This is a genomic window from Rhodococcus sp. NPDC060176, assembly GCF_042728675.1.
In the GTDB taxonomy this organism is placed as follows: Bacteria; Actinomycetota; Actinomycetes; order Mycobacteriales; family Mycobacteriaceae; genus Rhodococcus_F.
This window is the reverse complement of sequence record NZ_JBHWYS010000001.1, coordinates 841,290-856,988: the sequence shown is the minus strand read 5'-3', so window position 1 is coordinate 856,988 and position 15,699 is coordinate 841,290. Positions and strand designations below refer to the sequence as shown.

The 15,699-nt window shown below is 62.3% G+C and carries 13 protein-coding genes; 3 read left to right on the top strand and 10 right to left on the bottom strand.

The window, feature by feature from the left end:
* Nucleotides 1-4 precede the first annotated feature (4 nt).
* From ACFWEM_RS04090 to ACFWEM_RS04075, 4 genes are read right to left on the bottom strand one after another with little or no spacing between them, the layout of a single operon-like run.
* A complete protein-coding gene (locus ACFWEM_RS04090; RefSeq protein ID WP_378531373.1) occupies nt 5-817 on the bottom strand; it encodes an enoyl-CoA hydratase/isomerase family protein in 813 nt (270 codons plus the stop codon).
* Complete coding sequence (locus ACFWEM_RS04085; RefSeq protein WP_283302961.1) at nt 814-1,575, bottom strand: crotonase/enoyl-CoA hydratase family protein; 762 nt, start codon at nt 1,573-1,575, stop codon at nt 814-816. The genes ACFWEM_RS04090 and ACFWEM_RS04085 overlap by 4 nt, the downstream gene beginning before the upstream one ends.
* Before the next feature lie 38 nt (nt 1,576-1,613).
* Nucleotides 1,614-2,660, bottom strand: a complete 1,047-nt coding sequence (locus ACFWEM_RS04080; protein WP_378531371.1) for an MBL fold metallo-hydrolase — start codon at nt 2,658-2,660, stop codon at nt 1,614-1,616.
* Complete coding sequence (locus tag ACFWEM_RS04075; protein ID WP_378531369.1) at nt 2,657-4,216, bottom strand: AMP-binding protein; 1,560 nt, start codon at nt 4,214-4,216, stop codon at nt 2,657-2,659. The genes ACFWEM_RS04080 and ACFWEM_RS04075 overlap by 4 nt, the downstream gene beginning before the upstream one ends.
* A gap of 187 nt (nt 4,217-4,403) precedes the next feature.
* Here ACFWEM_RS04075 and ACFWEM_RS04070 point away from each other — a divergent pair, with 187 nt between their 5' ends.
* On the top strand, nt 4,404-5,348 hold the full coding sequence (locus ACFWEM_RS04070) for a LysR family transcriptional regulator (RefSeq protein WP_378531366.1): 945 nt from the start codon (nt 4,404-4,406) through the stop codon (nt 5,346-5,348).
* Here the strand turns inward: ACFWEM_RS04070 and ACFWEM_RS04065 are convergent.
* Complete coding sequence (locus ACFWEM_RS04065; protein WP_378531364.1) at nt 5,282-6,172, bottom strand: LysR substrate-binding domain-containing protein; 891 nt, start codon at nt 6,170-6,172, stop codon at nt 5,282-5,284. The genes ACFWEM_RS04070 and ACFWEM_RS04065 overlap by 67 nt on opposite strands.
* 182 nt (nt 6,173-6,354) lie before the next feature.
* Between ACFWEM_RS04065 and ACFWEM_RS04060 the strand changes: the two genes are divergently transcribed.
* Entirely contained in the window at nt 6,355-8,025 is a 1,671-nt protein-coding gene (locus ACFWEM_RS04060) for a chitobiase/beta-hexosaminidase C-terminal domain-containing protein (protein WP_378531362.1), read from the top strand.
* 77 nt (nt 8,026-8,102) lie between these two features.
* On the opposite strand, the gene ACFWEM_RS04055 is transcribed toward ACFWEM_RS04060, so the two are convergent.
* Nucleotides 8,103-9,293: an acyl-CoA dehydrogenase family protein gene (locus tag ACFWEM_RS04055; RefSeq protein WP_378531360.1), complete on the bottom strand. Its 1,191-nt coding sequence runs from the start codon at nt 9,291-9,293 to the stop codon at nt 8,103-8,105.
* A gap of 308 nt (nt 9,294-9,601) precedes the next feature.
* On the opposite strand from ACFWEM_RS04055, the gene ACFWEM_RS04050 reads away from it, so the two are divergent.
* Nucleotides 9,602-10,822, top strand: coding sequence for an acetyl-CoA C-acetyltransferase (locus ACFWEM_RS04050; RefSeq protein WP_378531358.1), 1,221 nt, complete (start codon nt 9,602-9,604; stop codon nt 10,820-10,822).
* 6 nt (nt 10,823-10,828) lie between these two features.
* Here ACFWEM_RS04050 and ACFWEM_RS04045 read toward each other — a convergent pair whose 3' ends face one another.
* From ACFWEM_RS04045 to ACFWEM_RS04030, 4 genes are all read right to left on the bottom strand, one after another.
* Entirely contained in the window at nt 10,829-12,025 is a 1,197-nt protein-coding gene (locus ACFWEM_RS04045; RefSeq protein ID WP_378532726.1) for a CaiB/BaiF CoA transferase family protein, read from the bottom strand.
* A 72-nt stretch (nt 12,026-12,097) separates the two neighbouring features.
* The gene (fabG, locus tag ACFWEM_RS04040) at nt 12,098-12,838 is read right to left on the bottom strand and encodes a 3-oxoacyl-ACP reductase FabG (RefSeq protein WP_214880049.1); all 741 of its coding nucleotides are present in this window, start codon (nt 12,836-12,838) and stop codon (nt 12,098-12,100) included.
* A gap of 44 nt (nt 12,839-12,882) precedes the next feature.
* Nucleotides 12,883-14,049, bottom strand: a complete 1,167-nt coding sequence (locus tag ACFWEM_RS04035) for an acyl-CoA dehydrogenase family protein (protein ID WP_007729538.1) — start codon at nt 14,047-14,049, stop codon at nt 12,883-12,885.
* 120 nt (nt 14,050-14,169) lie between these two features.
* Nucleotides 14,170-15,690, bottom strand: coding sequence for an acyl-CoA synthetase (locus ACFWEM_RS04030; protein ID WP_378531356.1), 1,521 nt, complete (start codon nt 15,688-15,690; stop codon nt 14,170-14,172).
* Nucleotides 15,691-15,699: the final 9 nt, after the last annotated feature.

The following is a 15,699-nucleotide window of genomic DNA, read 5'->3' as shown; positions in this document are numbered from 1 at the left end:
TCGCTCACTCCACGCGAGTTACCCCTGGTACCGCCCACTCTCCGGTGAAGATCGGATCCCGCTTTTCCACGAAGGCACGAACCGCGTCGGTAGCGTCCGTCGCGAAATTGACGGCTTGTGCCCTTGCCTCGTTGTCGAGTGCTTCCCGCAACGAGAGCGAAGTGTGATGTTCGAGCATGGCCGCAGACTGACTCAATGCAGCGGGCGGACCGTCGGCGAGCCGTAGCGCCAGCGTCGACGTGTGTTCGTCCAGTTCGGCCGGTTCGACCAGATAGGTCACCAAGCCGAGTTCGTAGGCTTCCTGAGCGTCAATCGTCTCGGCGAGCATCACCAGTCGCTTGGCTTGCTGGAGTCCGACCAGTCTCGGCAGGATCCACGAACCCCCGAAGTCGACCGACAACCCGCGTTTGGCAAAGATCTGGCTGAACTTCGCGCCTTTGGCTGCCACGACGAAGTCGCAGAGTAACGCCATGTTCCATCCGGCTCCGACGGCAAACCCGTCGACCTTTGCCACCAGGGGCTTGGGAAACTCACCCAGGGCGGCTGCCGTTGCGTTGATGACGCGCATCCGATCGAGCGGATGCGACGAGCCGCGTTTGTCCAGATCGGAACCCGCGCAGAAGGTGCCACCCGCGCCGGTCAGGATCACCGAGCGAATCTGCGAGTCCTCCTGAAGTTCGAGGACCGCTTCACGGAGCGCGATCCAGGCGTCAAGATCGAGCGCGTTGCGGCGATGCGGTCGATCGAGAACGATCGTTGCGACAGCGCCCGTGCGTTCGATGCTTACGGCCGCGCGCTCGACGGTTTCGGCACTCATGAACCACTCCACACGGGAGAGCGCTTCTCGGCGAATGCGGTGGCACCTTCCTTGGCATCCCGAGATGCGAAGACCGGATCGATGAATTCGCGTTGCGCGACAAAGGCATCCGGATCGGTGTACTTGGCGGACATTGCCAGCACCTGCTTCGTCGCGCGCACAGCCAGCGGACCGTTTGCCGCTACTCGTGCCGCCAGCTCGCGTGCGACAGCCAGAGCCTGTCCCGGTTCGGCGAGTCGATTGACCAGGCCGTGATGATGTGCCACGGCGGCACTGAGTGGGTCACCCGTGATAGCGATCTCCATGGCGAGCTGATACGGGAGAATCTTGGGCAGACGCAGAAGGCCACCGGCGGCCGCGGCAAGCCCCCGCTTCACTTCGGGTAAGCCGAATTTCGCGTCGGAGGATGCCACGATCAGATCCGCTGCCAACGCCAGTTCACAACCGCCGGCGAGTGCCCAACCCTCGACGGCTGCGATCAGCGGCTTCGACGGCGGAGCTTCGGTCAAACCGGCGAACCCACGACCGGGCAGCGATGGTCGTTCGCCGCGTGCGAATCCCTTGAGATCCATACCTGCGCAGAAGGTTCCACCAGCCCCGGTCAGAATTCCGATGGTGAGATCGGACCGTTCCTCGAACTCGTCGATCGCGGCCGCCAAGGCCTTCGCGAGTTCCAGGTTGACCGCGTTCTTGGCCTCGGGACGATTGAGTGTGATGACGGCAATGCCGTCGGCGAAGTCGGTGAGCACGACGCTCATGTTCGGTTCCTACTTCCGTGATGAGATTCTTTGAAAGGTCACTGAGCGCGGAGGCTCCATCGCACGGGCGTGCCGCCGGACGGTGTCACGATCTCCCGCTTGGCCAAAACAACAAGATGAGCATGTGTTTCGCGGACTGCCAGGCGAAGTAGCCGCGGCGACATCTGATCGAACGGGCGAGACCAGGAAATCGTGCGCGAGAGGTCCCAGGCCGTGGACTCGGGCTCGGCCTGCACCGCCTCCACAATTTCCGCCAATCTTTCCTCGTGGTGCCCCATCAATTGACGTGCACGATCAGCGATCCCCCGGAATCGATATTCGTGTGCCGGAAGGACTTCGCATTCACCCAGGGTTGTCGTCGCCTCGAGCGAGAGCAGATAACGATGGAGCGGGTTCTCGAGTTCACCGGGAATCGTGGAGATGTTCGGGCTGATCCTCGGCAACATGTGATCGCCGCTGAACAACAACCCCCGGTCCTCTTCCACGAAGCAGAGATGTCCGGGGGTGTGCCCGGGCGTCCACTGGGCGCGAAGATTCCATCCGGGTAGGTCGAGTAAATCCCCATCGCCCAGAACAACGTCGATGGATTCGTGCTCAGCGAACCGCACCAGGTCGACCCGAGAGGCGTCGAGCACTTCCGCCGGCGCGCCGAGTTCGGACAACTGCAAGTTCCAACCACTGATGTCGTTGCGAGTCTGCTCGGGGCCGTGGTATCCGAGAAGCGTCGCGTCGGCCACGTGCATCGCCAGCGTTGCACCGCTGACCTGCCGAAGGCGCGGCGCCAGGCCGAAGTGATCGGGATGCAGGTGTGTGATTGCCGCATACCGCACTTCGGAAACGTGGTATCCGATCGACGCTATGCCGTCGACCAGAGCCTGCCACGACTGTTCGTGATCCCAACCGACGTCGATGAGGGCTAGTCCGTCGTCGAGGGCGAGTGCGTAGACGAGCACGTAGCGCAAAGGGTTGTCCGGCATGGGAACAGGGATCGACCACAATCCGTCCCGTACCTGCTCCACCGGTGGAAGGACTTTGTTCGCCCACGCCTCACGTTGTGCGACGCCGACGTCTTCGGTCACGATCATGATGCTTCTCCGCTCGCGTTCAGCATGGTCCGCAGGCTCGACTTGAGCAGTTTTCCGCTCGCATTGCGAGGTAGAGAGTCCACGAAATGGATCTGGCGAGGCTTCTTGTACGACGCCAACTTCGCTGTGCTGAAAGCAATCAACTCCTCGACGCTGGGCACCGCGGCACCGTCGACGAGTTTGACGACTGCGGTCACGGATTCACCCCAGCGCGTGTCGGGAACCCCGACCACCGCGACCTCGGCAACCGAAGGGTGCTCGGCCAGAATGGATTCCACCTCGATCGGATAAACGTTCTCGCCGCCGGTGATGATCATGTCCTTGAGACGATCGGTGACGAACAGATAGCCCTCGTCGTCCAGATGACCGGCATCGCCCGTTCGGAGAAAACCGTCGTGGGTGAACAATTCGGCGGTCTCACGTTCACGTCGCCAGTACCCGCGAGTGTTGTTTCTACTGCGCGCGACGATCTCACCGGACTCGTTGGGCGGCAATTCTGCACCAGTCGTGACGTCTCGAATGGAGATCTCGACGCCGATCATCGGTTTTCCTGCAGAGCGGAGCAAGTCCGATCGCGGCCCACTCACATGATGGTCGTAGGCGCGAAGGACGGATACCGAACCCGTTGTCTCGGTCATCCCGTATCGCTGAACGAATTTGCAGTTCAACACGTTCATCGCGTGGGCGAGGAGTGCCGGCGTGATCGGCGACGCCCCGTACGCGACCACCTGCAAGCTGGAGAGATCGAAACTGTCGAGGGTGGGCAGATCTACCAGCGTCTGAATGACCGCAGGTACCAGAAATGCGTGGGTGACGTGGTGAGTCGCGATGGCATCAGCGACCCGAGCCGGCGCCATGTCTCCGAGCAGCACCAAAGGCACTCCGGCGGACAGGCACGTACTCATCCAGCCTGCACCGGCGATGTGAAAGAGAGGCAGCGCGTCGAGTGCCACTGCATTCGAACCGAATTCGTACACGTCGAACCCAGCGGGTTCGTTGTACAGATTCCGATGCGTGGCCACGACTCCCTTGGGCCGGCCGGTGGTCCCGGACGTGTACAGCTGCAGAACCGCTGCGTCTGGCTCGTGCCCAAGTCCGGGGTCGACGCCCGTCCCGGACGCCGCGAACGCCGCCCAGGTTCGCGAATTCGGCAGACTTCCTGGGGCTCCCACGGCTATGACCGCGATGTCCGGCAACGCTGTGGAAATCGCTGCCGCGCCCACTGCGAACTCGTCGTCGACGATCAAGACGTCGAGTTCTGCGTCCTCGGCGATGTCGACGAGTTCGCGTGGGTTGAGTCGCCAGTTCAACGGAATGAACACAGCGCCTGCCTTCGCACACGCGATGAAGGTTTCCGCACCTTCGAGACCCATCCGCAGTAGCGCGCCGACACGAGCACCCGTCGCGGTTACTTCTGCCAACGCACTCGCCAAGGCATTGGTCTCGCCGTCCAGCTCGGCCCACGTCAAAGCTCGGTCGCCGCACGTGATCGCCGGATCGAACGGCCGAGTAGACGCCGAGTGGCGTATCCGGTTGGGCAGGTGAAGCTCGCTCACATCACGCTCCTGTGTTCCAGGTACTCACCGAGCGCGAACCGCGGTCAGTGGTACTGGAACAGTCGACCATCGCTATGGCCTGCGCCACAAAGACGAGAAGGCGCACAGAGCCATAGCTCAGACCTATGTCTGCAGGTCGCAGCAAGTCACCGCAGCCAGGGCACCGTCATCTGGGAGAATTCGTCAGATGCAGGCACCCGGGATGGACATACGCAGCGCGCAGTATCTCGTCGCCGTCGTCGACCACGGCAGCGTCACTGCGGCCGCGGACGTCCTGCATATCTCGCAACCGTCACTGTCGCAGGCCGTGCGCAACCTCGAACGAGCACTCGGAGCCACACTCTTCGAGCGCACCACTCGCGGTTTGACTCCCACCACAGTCGGACTGGCGGTCGCCGAGTCTGCCCGTACGTTGCTTTCCGACGTTGCGCGGGCCGAAGCCGCGGTGGCTGCGGTAATCGCTTTGCGTGCCGGGGAACTCGCCCTAGCTGTCCAGTCCGATCTGGCCATCGACCCGGTAGCCGAGGTCGCCGGACGCCTCCATCTGACGGCACCCGGAATTCGGTTCTCCACGAACGCCGCCGCGAACGCACTGGAGGTGCGAGCACTGGTCAGAGCGGGCGCGTGTGAACTTGGGTTTCTCGAGACTCATCCGGGTACCGGTGTCTCCGACGGGCTTCGAGAAATCTCCGTGAGTACCCAGGAAACGGTCTTGTCTGTCCCCGTTCACCTGGCCACAGAACTACCCGACCCGGTTCCACGCGCTGTGGTTGCGGGCCTGCCGATGGTGGTCGAGGCCTCTGCGGCCAGGCGCGGGCATTCGGTCGACGACGACCTGGAACTCACCAACGTCGTGGTGGAAGTACCTGATCGCCTTGCCGTCCGGGAGATGGTCGGCCAAGGCGTAGGCGCCGCACTGCTTCCCAGATCGATCGCCGAACAAGACTCCCCGGCAGCTGAGGTTCGCTCGCTGTTCCCACCGATCACCCGGCAGACGATCTTGGTCTACCGCGACGGCCCGCTCTCGCCGGCCGGATCCGCGTACATCGAAAAACTCTCGACATTTCACAAGCCGTCGACGAACAACTTGCCCAACGGGGAGAGCGTCTCCGGATCGAATTCGACGCCGTAGCTCAGCGAGATCGCCGGCTCCACCGGAAATATCTCCGCGCCGGACGCGACCGATCTCTCGGCCAGCGAACGCTCCATGAACGCCATACCCAAACCCGCGAAGACGAACGCGCCGACGGTCTCCCGCTGCGCCAGCTCCGTCGACATTCGAGTCCTGGCACCGGCAGCCTGCAGGGACGACTCTATGGCGAGCCGCGCCCGCGAGTGTTTGAGCACGCCCACCACCGGAAGATCGGGCAGTTCCGTCAATGACACCGGCTCTCCTGCATCGGGTTTCACGCCGTCGGGCCACACATCCGGGTGTACCCCCGACGGCACTGCCAGCCAGTACTCGTTCACCCCGATCACTTTTGTCGACAGCGCCGACATGTCCGGCGGCCAATAGCTGAAGACCACCTCGCACGCGCCGTCTGCCAGGACCTGTTCGGTCGTCGCACCCTGCGGTAGTTCACCGACCCGTACGGTGACACCAGGCCACTGCTCACGAAAGTTCGCCACGATGCGTGCGATCGGGCCTTCGAGACCATGTGCCGCGGAAAAGATGTCGAGGCGCCCACGAGGCTCGTCGGCCGTACCGATCGCGACATTGAACGCGGCCGCACTACTGCGCATCATCTGCCTGGCCGGTCCTACCAACGCCCGACCTGCTGCCGTCAGAACCAAACCGCGACCGACACGGTGGAACAGTTCGACTCCGAGTTCGCGCTCGAGACCACGAATCCCCTGCGACAGCGACGGCTTGGTGACCGACAGATTCTGCGCTGCCGTCGACAGAGACTCCCCACCGGCAACGGCGAGGAAGTACTCGATCTGACGTAGGTCCACGCCGTCGACTTTGCCATAAACGCAGCCAGGTATACCGGTAGCAAGCACTGCAGGGTGTTCATGCACCCTTCACTAATCGGACATTCAGGACACACCTTCTTCTACCCGGCGCCACCTACCGTAATTGGTCCAGACCAATTACGGATAGGTCTGAACCACCGCGTCGAAGACAAGGAATCCTCGTGAGACGTACGACCATCGCGATAGCAGCCGTGACCGCGGCTCTCGCCGTTCCCGGCATCGCCCCCGCCGAACCCCATGCCGAACCCGGCTGGGGCAGTTCGTCCTTCGAATGGGGCAGCTCTTCGGGTGAGAACAACACGCCGCCCGCAGCGCCCGGCGTCAGTGTCCCCGGCGGACGGTACGAGCACCCCGTCGACCTGACCTTCACCGCCGAGCGCGGCACCACCGTCCGCTACACCTTGGACGGAACGACACCCACCACCGACAGCCAAGCTGCCACGCCGGGACATCCGTTGCAGATCGCACAGGACACCAACGTCACTGTCGCCGCTTTCCGCGGCGATCACGCGAGCGCGGCGGTCTCGTTCGGCTACCTGATCAAGACCTCGGAAAAGCCGCTGGCTCAGGTCGTCGTGATGTCCGACGTCCACGTCGGCGATCACGCGAACAACGACAAGAAGTACGAAAGCTTCTTCGACACAATCGGTTCCATCTTCCCGAAACCAGACGCAATCCTGTCCAACGGCGACATGATCAACGACAACGGAGACGGCAAGGGCCCCGATCACAAGATCGTCGCAGAGATCTTCCAGGCAAACCTCGCCAGGAAGGGAATGAACGACACCCAACTGCTGATCTCCAACGGCAACCACGATGCAAGTCTCGAGGCGATCAGAGCGGGATACCCGACAGAGTGGTTCCCGGATTCCGGTGGCGGATACTACGAATCAGATGTCAGCGGTGTCCATCTCTTCACAGTGAACACCGAGACATACAACAATGATTCAGCACAACGCAATTGGCTGAAGTCCCGCCTGACCGAAATCACCTCGGACTCGGCGAACCTGACCAAACCGATTCTCGTACAGGGCCACCGACCTGCCAGCAACACGGCCATGGACGGCCAGCAAGCGTCGAATCCACGACTGACAGAGGACTTGAGCGCCTTCCCACAGGCAATCTTCTTCTCCGGACACTCGCATCTGAACAACAACGACGATCGGTCGATCCATCAGCGTGACTTCACGTCGGTCAACGACGGTTCGATGTCGTACATCGAAATCGACCACGGCTATCAGATGGTGACCGAATCCGGTCTCGCCAACCGATTCGAATCACCCACGGCACAAGCACTCTTCGTCGAGGTCTACCAGGACCGCACGGAGATCAACCGCATCAACATGGCGGCAGACAAGCACGACATCTACGCCGGCGGCGCGTGGTCGGCGAGTTGGCAGCCGCCGTACTCGAGCGCCGGCACTCTGAGCGGTTCGGGGTGGACGGTCGAGCTCGACGGTTCGACCAACCAGCAGATCAAGGACAACTTCCGCTACATCCAGGGTGCACGGAACACGCACGCGCCGGAATTCACCACGACCACCCCGCTCTCGGTGACGACCGGCGAAAACGGTGCGACCGCATTGAGGATCGCGCAGGCCAAGGACGATCAGATGGTGCACCACTACGCCGTCGAGGTCACGGACACGGCCACCGGAGCGAAGGTTGTCTCGTCGAAGGTGCTCTCCGACTTCTACTTCATGCCGCGGCCGAACAGCCTCGACATTCCGATTCCCGATGCAGCAGCGGGCACCGCGTACGAAGCTCGTGTCGAAGCCGTTGACGCATACGGCAATCGGTCACCAGTGACAACCTTGGCGTTCAAGCGCTGACGTTACCCGTTGACTTCACCCGCTGATCCGACACGACGAAGCGGCACCGCAAAAGTTTCGCGGTGCCGCTTCTCGGTTCAGTTGTAGGTACGCAGCAGGCCCTTGCTGATGATCTGCTTCTGGATGTCGCTGGTGCCTTCACCGATCAGAAGGAACGGCGCCTCGCGCATCAACCGCTCGATCTCGTATTCCTTGGAGTAGCCGTACCCACCGTGGATACGGAAGCTGTCCTGCGTGACCTCCGAGCAGAATTCACTCGCCAGGTACTTCGCCATGCCTGCGGCGACGTCGTTGCGCTCACCCGAGTCCTTGAGCCTGGCAGCGTTGACCATCATCAGATGGGCCGCTTCGACTTTGGTGCCCATCTCGGCGATCCGGAACGCGATGGCCTGATGCTCGGCGATCGGCTTGCCGAAAGTCTCGCGTTGCTTGGCGTAAGTGACAGCCAGTTCGAAAGCGCGGTGGGCGATTCCGCAAGCGCGAGCGGCGACGTTGACCCGGCCGATCTCGACGCCGTCCATCATGTGCCGAAATCCCAAACCGGGGGTGCCACCGAGAACCTCTTCGGCTGCGATCTCGAAACCGTCGAAGATCATCTCCGTGGTGTCGATTCCCTTGTAGCCCATCTTCTCGAGCTTGCCCGGAATGGTCAGGCCCGGGAGTACCTCACCGAAACCTGCGGGCTTCTCGATCAATATCGTCGTCAGATTGTTGTGCGGCTTCTCCGCGCCCTCGTCCGTCTTGACCAGGACTGCAACCAGCGTCGACGAACCACCGTTGGTCAGCCACATCTTCTGGCCGTTGACGACGTAGTCGCCCGATTCGGTGCGCCGCGCCCTGGTGGTGATCGCGGCAACGTCCGAACCCAATGCAGGTTCGGACATGGAGAATGCGCCGGTGAGCTCTCCGGACGCCAGACGCGGCAGGTACTTCGCCTTCTGTTCCGGCGTCCCGTGCGCGGAAATCATGTGAGCCACGATGAAATGCGTGTTGATGACACCGGACACGCTCATCCATCCGCGGGCCAACTCTTCGACGCACAGCGCATAGGTAAGCAGTGATTCGCCGATTCCCCCGTACTCGGGGTCGATGGTCAGTCCGAACAGACCCATGTCCTTCATCTGCTTGACGATGTCGGTCGGATACGTATCCGAGTGTTCGAGTTCCTGCGCCGCGGGGATGACGACGCGATCGACGAACTCTCGTACCGCCCCGACGATGTCGGTCTGGGTTTCGGTCAATCCCGCCGTCTGCGCCAAACGAGTCACTGTTCCACCTGTCAGTCGGTACTTCGCACTCTCCTGTCGACGAAACAGATTCGACTACAGGAACTTTCAACCAGCGGCGAGCCGTGCTCAGCAGAGGTCGTGCGTCCATTCAATCCTTGAACGGTATATGTGTCAAAGTCGATTTCACATACGAACCGTATGGCGGAAACTATGTCCGAACAGGTCGTTCCCACTGTTGACAATCCCGCCGCGCGTGCTGGATATTCGAGTGGCCAGGTCGCGGTGGCCCTTCGATCGGTCCCTTCACGCGACGCATTCCCCACCTCTCCTCGAGACAGGCGCATTCCATGCACGACGCAGTCATCTGTGAACCCGTTCGCACCCCGGTAGGCGGATTCGGCGGAGTATTCAAGGACGTTCCCGTCACCACTCTCGCCGGCACTGTTGTGCGTGGCCTCGTCGAACGAACCGGCATTGCGTCCACAGATGTCGACGACGTCATCTTCGGTCAGGGTTACGCCAACGGAGAGGCTGCGGCCATCGGGCGAATCGCGGCACTCGACGCCGGTCTCGACGTGTCCGTTCCCGGAATACAACTCGATCGCCGTTGCGGCTCAGGTTTGCAAGCGATCATCTACGCCGCGATGCAAGTACAGACCGGGATGAGCGACCTGGTCATCGCCGGCGGCGCCGAGAGCATGAGCGGAACCGAGTTCTACTCCACCGACATGCGTTGGGGCACAAAGCGCCCTTCCGTCGAGTTCCACGACCGACTGGCCAAACCGCGCACGAACTCCGGCGGAGTCAACTTCCCGGTCGAGGGCGGAATGATCGAGACCGCCGAGAACTTGCGTCGGGAGTACTCGATCACTCGCGACGCGCAGGACCGTTACGCGGTCCGATCACACGAGCGGGCAGTTCATGCCCAGGACAGCGGGTATTTCGACGACGAGACCATTCCCGTTTCGGTGCCCGGACGCCGTGGTGAGCAGACGGTGGTCACTCGCGACGAGCATCCGCGCCGAGGGATTCAGTTGGCCGATCTCGCTGCACTGCGCCCCATTCGAGGTCGCGTCGATCCCGAAGCCACTGTCACCGCCGGTAATGCGTGCGGCCAGAACGACGCCGGCGCAGCCGCGATCGTCACTACAGTTGCCAACGCCGAACGGCTGGGCCTGCGACCATTCGCGAAACTGGTCAGCTGGGGTGTGGCCGGTGTGGAGCCGAACCGGATGGGCATCGGCCCGGTTCCTGCCGTGGCGAAGGCACTCTCCCGTGTCGACCTGTCACTCGACGACATCGACCTCATCGAAGTCAACGAGGCCTTCGCGGCCCAGGTTCTCGCGTGCGCCAAGGCCTGGGGATTGAGCGCCCAGGACATCGAGGAACGGTTCAACGTCAACGGTTCCGGCATCTCGCTCGGACATCCTGTCGGCGCTACCGGTGGGCGGATCCTTGCAAATCTGCTGCGCGAACTCGACCGGCGCCAGGGACGGTACGGGATCGAGACCATGTGCATCGGCGGCGGACAAGGGATTGCAGCGGTGTTCGAGAACCTTCGACGCTAGGGAGCGTCAACCGATCGATCCGTCTTTTCGGAGATTCGTGATCTGATCGTCGGTACGCCCCAACTCGGCCAGCAGAGAATCCGTCTGCTGGCCGAGAGCTGGAACATCACCCATGCGCATTTCGACATCCGAGTACGTCATCGGAGGCAACACGGCATCGATCGGACCATGTTCGGTGCCCACGGACCGCCACCTGGCACGCTTCTCCAGCTGCGGATGTTCCAGCAGACCGGCCATGTCGTTGAGTGCCGCAGCCGGAACACCAGCGGCGGCCAGGCGCTGATCCAGATCTGCCGTCGAGTACAGACGAGTCAGAGAACCCACCAATTCGTCTACCTCACCGCGGTTTTCGACGCGCACGATATTGGTGCGGTACCGCGGATGGTCGACCAGATCCTCGCGCTCGAACACGTCCACCATCAGTGCCCGCCATCCACGATCGTTCTGGACGCCGATCAGGATCTCGCCGTCGGCAGTCGGATACGAATCGTAGGGAACGATGGCCGCGTGGCCGAGACCGACGCGCGGAATCTGCTTGTCCGCATACATTTTCATGTACATTGGATGACCCAGCCACTCGACGGTGGAATCGAACATCGAGACCTCGACGAGCGCTCCCTTGCCCGTTCGCTCTCTACGGAACAGGGCGCTCAGAATCGAAGTCAGCGCGTACATTCCTGCCGCGATGTCCGAGACCGGGATGCCGGTCTTGGTGGCCGTTTCCGGTGTGCCTGTCACGGAGATCATTCCGGTCTCGGCTTGAACCAACATGTCGTAGGCCTTGCGCTCGCGCCGTGGGCCCGCGCTGCCGTAGCCGGACATGTCGATCACGATGAGCCGTGGGAATTTCTCGCGCAGTTCCTCCGCGCCGAACCCCAGTCTCGCGGCAGCGTCAGGAGCCAGGTTCTGCAGGAACACATCGGCTCGCGCGACAAGGTCGAGAACGATCTGCCGGCCGGATTCCGATTTCACGTCGACGGCAATGGATTCCTTGGAACGGTTGAGCCACACGAAGTGTGATGCCTGACCGTGAACCGCCTGGTCGTAGTGACGCGCAAAGTCACCCTCACCGACGCGTTCTATCTTGATCACCCGCGCACCCATGTCCGCGAGATGTCGGGTGGCGAGCGGTGCCGCCACCGCCTGTTCGAGTGCAACTACGGTGATTCCGTCGAGCGGAAGGTCCGAGTTCGGCTGTCCCATGTCAGTAGTCACCCCAGAAGTTTTACACCCAGAATTCTTGCACTCTGAATTCTTGCACTCGAACAGGACGGATCAGATGTGGCGGCCGCCGGTGATCTCGAGGACCGTACCCGTCATATAGCTCGAGAGGTCGCTCGCGAGGAACAGTACAACCGAAGCAACTTCCGAAGGCTCGGCTGCGCGCCCCATCGGAATCTCGGCCAGCTTCTCGTTCCAGATTCGTTCGGGCATCGCCTCGGTCATTGCCGTGCGGACCAGTCCGGGCTGAACGGCGTTGACGCGAACGTTCTTGAATGCGACCTCTTTTGCCGCGGCCTTCGTCAGACCGACGATGCCGGCCTTGGCGGCGGAGTAGTTGGTCTGCCCGAGCATGCCGACCTTGCCGGAGATCGACGAGATGTTCACGATTGCGCCGGTTTCGCGCTCACGCATGCGGGCGGCGGCAGCGCGTGTCCCGTTCCACGCTCCCTTGAGGTGAACGGCGATCACGTCGTCGAAGTCCTGCTCGGTCATCTTCCGCATCGTGGCATCGCGAGTCATGCCGGCGTTGTTGACCATGACATCGACTGGGCCGAAAGCGCTTTCAGCCAGATCGAGCATTGCCTCGACCTGTCCCGAGTCCCGAACGTCGCAGGAAGCGAAACGAGCGACCGACTCTCCGCCGAGTTCGGCGACCGCAGCCGTTCCCACGCCTTCGTTGATGTCGCCGATGACGACGGTCGCGCCTTCCTTGATGAAGGTGCGCGCAATTTCGAGCCCGATCCCCTGTGCTCCGCCCGTCACCACTGCGACCTTGCCGTCCAACAATCCCATGTCCACTCCGTTCGTGAGGTTAAAGCTCGTCAGGTAAAAAGGTGTCAGCGCTGGTTTTGCTTTTTCGCTTGCGCCACGAGCCCACCGCCGAGAATCAGTCGCTGGATCTCGCTGGTTCCCTCGTACAGGCGCAACAGGCGAACTTCACGGTAGATGCGTTCGACCGGCACACCGCGCATGTACCCGTTGCCACCGTGGATCTGCACGGCGAGATCCGCGACCTTGCCCACCATCTCGGTGCAGAAAAGCTTTGCCGCCGAGGGGCCGAGACGTCGATCCTCACCGCTGACGTACCGCGCGGCTACCTCACGCACCATCGCACGCCCGGCCATGACACCTGCCTGCTGGTCGGCCAGCATCGCTTGAACCAGTTGGAAGTCGCCGATAGCGGTACCGCCCTGTTCCGTGACCACGGAGAATGCGACAGATTCGTCGAGCGCTCGCTGTGCTGCTCCCACCGAGAGCGCCGCGATATGGACTCGTCCGCGTGCGAGAGACGTCATCGCAGCGCGGTATCCGGTGTCCTGGTCGCCACCGACGAGGGCCGACTCGGGAACCCGGACGTTGTCGAAGGTGACCTCGGAGGTCCAAGCACCTTCCTGACCCATCTTCTTGTCCTTGGGACCGACCGTGACGCCCGGCGTGTCGGCCGGAACCAGGAACACTGCGATTCCCGGACCATCGGAATCCGCCGGGCGGGTGCGTGCGAACACCACGAACAGCTGCGCCAGTGGAGCATTGGTGATGAACCGCTTGTTGCCGTCGATGACCCAGTCGGATCCGTCCAGAACTGCCTTGGTCCGAAGGCCGGCCGGGTTGGAGCCCGCGCCCGGTTCGGTCAGAGCGAACGAAGCCACGACGTCACCGGAGGCGATGCGCTCGAGCCACTGAGCCTTCTGCTCGTCGGTACCGAAGCCGACCAATACCTGCCCGGCAATTCCGTTGTTGGTACCGAACATCGAGCGCAGCGCCAGGGACGTGTAGCCGAATTCCATTGCCAATTCGACGTCTTGGGTGAGGTCGAGTCCGAGCCCACCCCATTCCTGAGGGATCGCGTAGCCGAAGAGCCCGATGGCTGCGGCTTTCTTGCGTATGTCCTCAGGAATGGCGTCGGTGTCGGCTATCTCCTGCTCACGCGGAACGACTTCCTTTCGGATGAACTCCCGCGCAGTCGCCAAGATATCTGCGAAGTCATCTGCATCGACCTGCATTCCCACCACTCACCTTGCTGTTTCCGAAGTCCATGCCGTCCTCCGAAGTCAATACCGTGAGGCAATCGGAGTCAAAGACCTGAAAACGAACCGAAGGTAAGGCAGAACCTATAGCAAGTCTCAGACGGTGCGCAGTTCCCGCTTCAGTAGCTTGCCGCTCTGATTGCGCGGGAGTTCGGCCACGAAACGGACGTGCTTGGGCACCTTGAACGGAGCGATCCGTTCCTTGACGTGGGCAATCAACGCCTCGGGCGTCAACTCGTCGTTGCCGGCCTTGAGCACGACGATCGCGGTGACGGCCTCGATCCACTTCTCGTCGGGCGTACCGATCACGGCAACTTCTGCCACTGCGGGGTGCGTGTACACCGCATCTTCGACCTCGCGCGACGCCACCAGGATGCCGCCGGTGTTGATGACGTCCTTGATCCGGTCGACGACCGTGATGAAACCTTCGTCGTCCCGCACGACCAGATCGCCCGAATGGAACCAGCCGTCACGGAAGGCCTCGGCGGTGGCTTCCGGGTTCTCCCAGTAGCCGTTGCACAGCTGCGGCGAGCGGTAGAGAACCTCACCGGACTCACCGTCGGCGACGTCATTTCCGTCGGCGTCGACCACGCGGGTTTCGACGAAGAACACCGCGCGACCGCAGGAAGACGGACGATCGGCATGCTCGCTGGGCTGGAGAACTGTTGCCAGTGGACCGATTTCGGACTGGCCGAAGCAGTTGTAGAAGCCGATGTCCGGGTAACGCTCACGCAGGCGATTGAGCACGGTGACCGGCATGATCGAGGCGCCGTACTGCGCCTTCTTCAGCGAGGACAGATCGCGGGTCTCGAGGTCAGGATGGTTGGCCAGCGGTACCCACACGGTCGGAGCCAGGAACAGCGATCCGATCTTTTCGGCTTCGACACGGCGCAGGATTTCCGGGATGTCCGGCGCCTGCATCAGACTGACCGTTGCGCCCACGGACAGGTACGGCAGCATGAAGACGTGCATGCCCGCGGAGTGGTACATCGGCATGCAGATCAACGGGTTGTCACTCTTGTCGAGCCCCAGCGCGATCACCGAGGACACGTACTCGTGAACCAGCGCACCGTGAGACATCATGGCGCCCTTGGGCTTCGAGGTGGTACCCGAGGTATAGAGCAGCTGCGCCAGATCCGTCGACGTCGCACGCGGTTCGAAGACCGGTACCTCGCCTGCCTCACCGATCGTGACGACCGACAGTTCTGCATCCCGCAGCGCGATCACGTGGTCGAGATCAAGGTCGGAGCGGACCGAGTCGAGCGTCGACGCCAATGCCGGATCCACCAACACCGCGCGGGCGCCCGACTGCGCCACGAGGTACCGGAGTTCGTCCCCCTTGAGTGCGTAATTGACCGGAACATGCACCAAACCTGCTCGCGCACAAGCAAGGAATCCGATTGCATAGGCGTCGGAATTGGTTCCGTATGCCGCGACGCGGTCGCCGTGTTCGAGACCCAGACCGAGCAGATAGGCCGCGACCCGGGTGACCGCGTCGTCGAGTTCGCGGTACGTGCGGGTGCGATCCTCGAAGACGACGGCTACGCGGTCGGGGTACTTGGCTGCCGAGCGCCGAAGCACTCCGTCGACGGTGTTGGTGCGTGGATCCAGGCTCATGCGCCTCAG

Bases quoted from the DNA above. Each gene is read 5' to 3' on its own strand.
- ACFWEM_RS04035 (WP_007729538.1), bottom strand. From the start codon at position 14,049: ATGCAGGTCGATGCAGATGACTTCGCAGATATCTTGGCGACTGCGCGG.
- ACFWEM_RS04085 (WP_283302961.1), bottom strand. From the start codon at position 1,575: ATGAGCGTCGTGCTCACCGACTTCGCCGACGGCATTGCCGTCATCACA.
- ACFWEM_RS04050 (WP_378531358.1), top strand. From the start codon at position 9,602: ATGCACGACGCAGTCATCTGTGAACCCGTTCGCACCCCGGTAGGCGGA.
- fabG (WP_214880049.1), bottom strand. From the start codon at position 12,838: ATGGGATTGTTGGACGGCAAGGTCGCAGTGGTGACGGGCGGAGCACAG.
- ACFWEM_RS04080 (WP_378531371.1), bottom strand. From the start codon at position 2,660: ATGATCGTGACCGAAGACGTCGGCGTCGCACAACGTGAGGCGTGGGCG.
- ACFWEM_RS04030 (WP_378531356.1), bottom strand. From the start codon at position 15,690: ATGAGCCTGGATCCACGCACCAACACCGTCGACGGAGTGCTTCGGCGC.
- ACFWEM_RS04045 (WP_378532726.1), bottom strand. From the start codon at position 12,025: ATGGGACAGCCGAACTCGGACCTTCCGCTCGACGGAATCACCGTAGTT.
- ACFWEM_RS04090 (WP_378531373.1), bottom strand. From the start codon at position 817: ATGAGTGCCGAAACCGTCGAGCGCGCGGCCGTAAGCATCGAACGCACG.
- ACFWEM_RS04070 (WP_378531366.1), top strand. From the start codon at position 4,404: ATGCAGGCACCCGGGATGGACATACGCAGCGCGCAGTATCTCGTCGCC.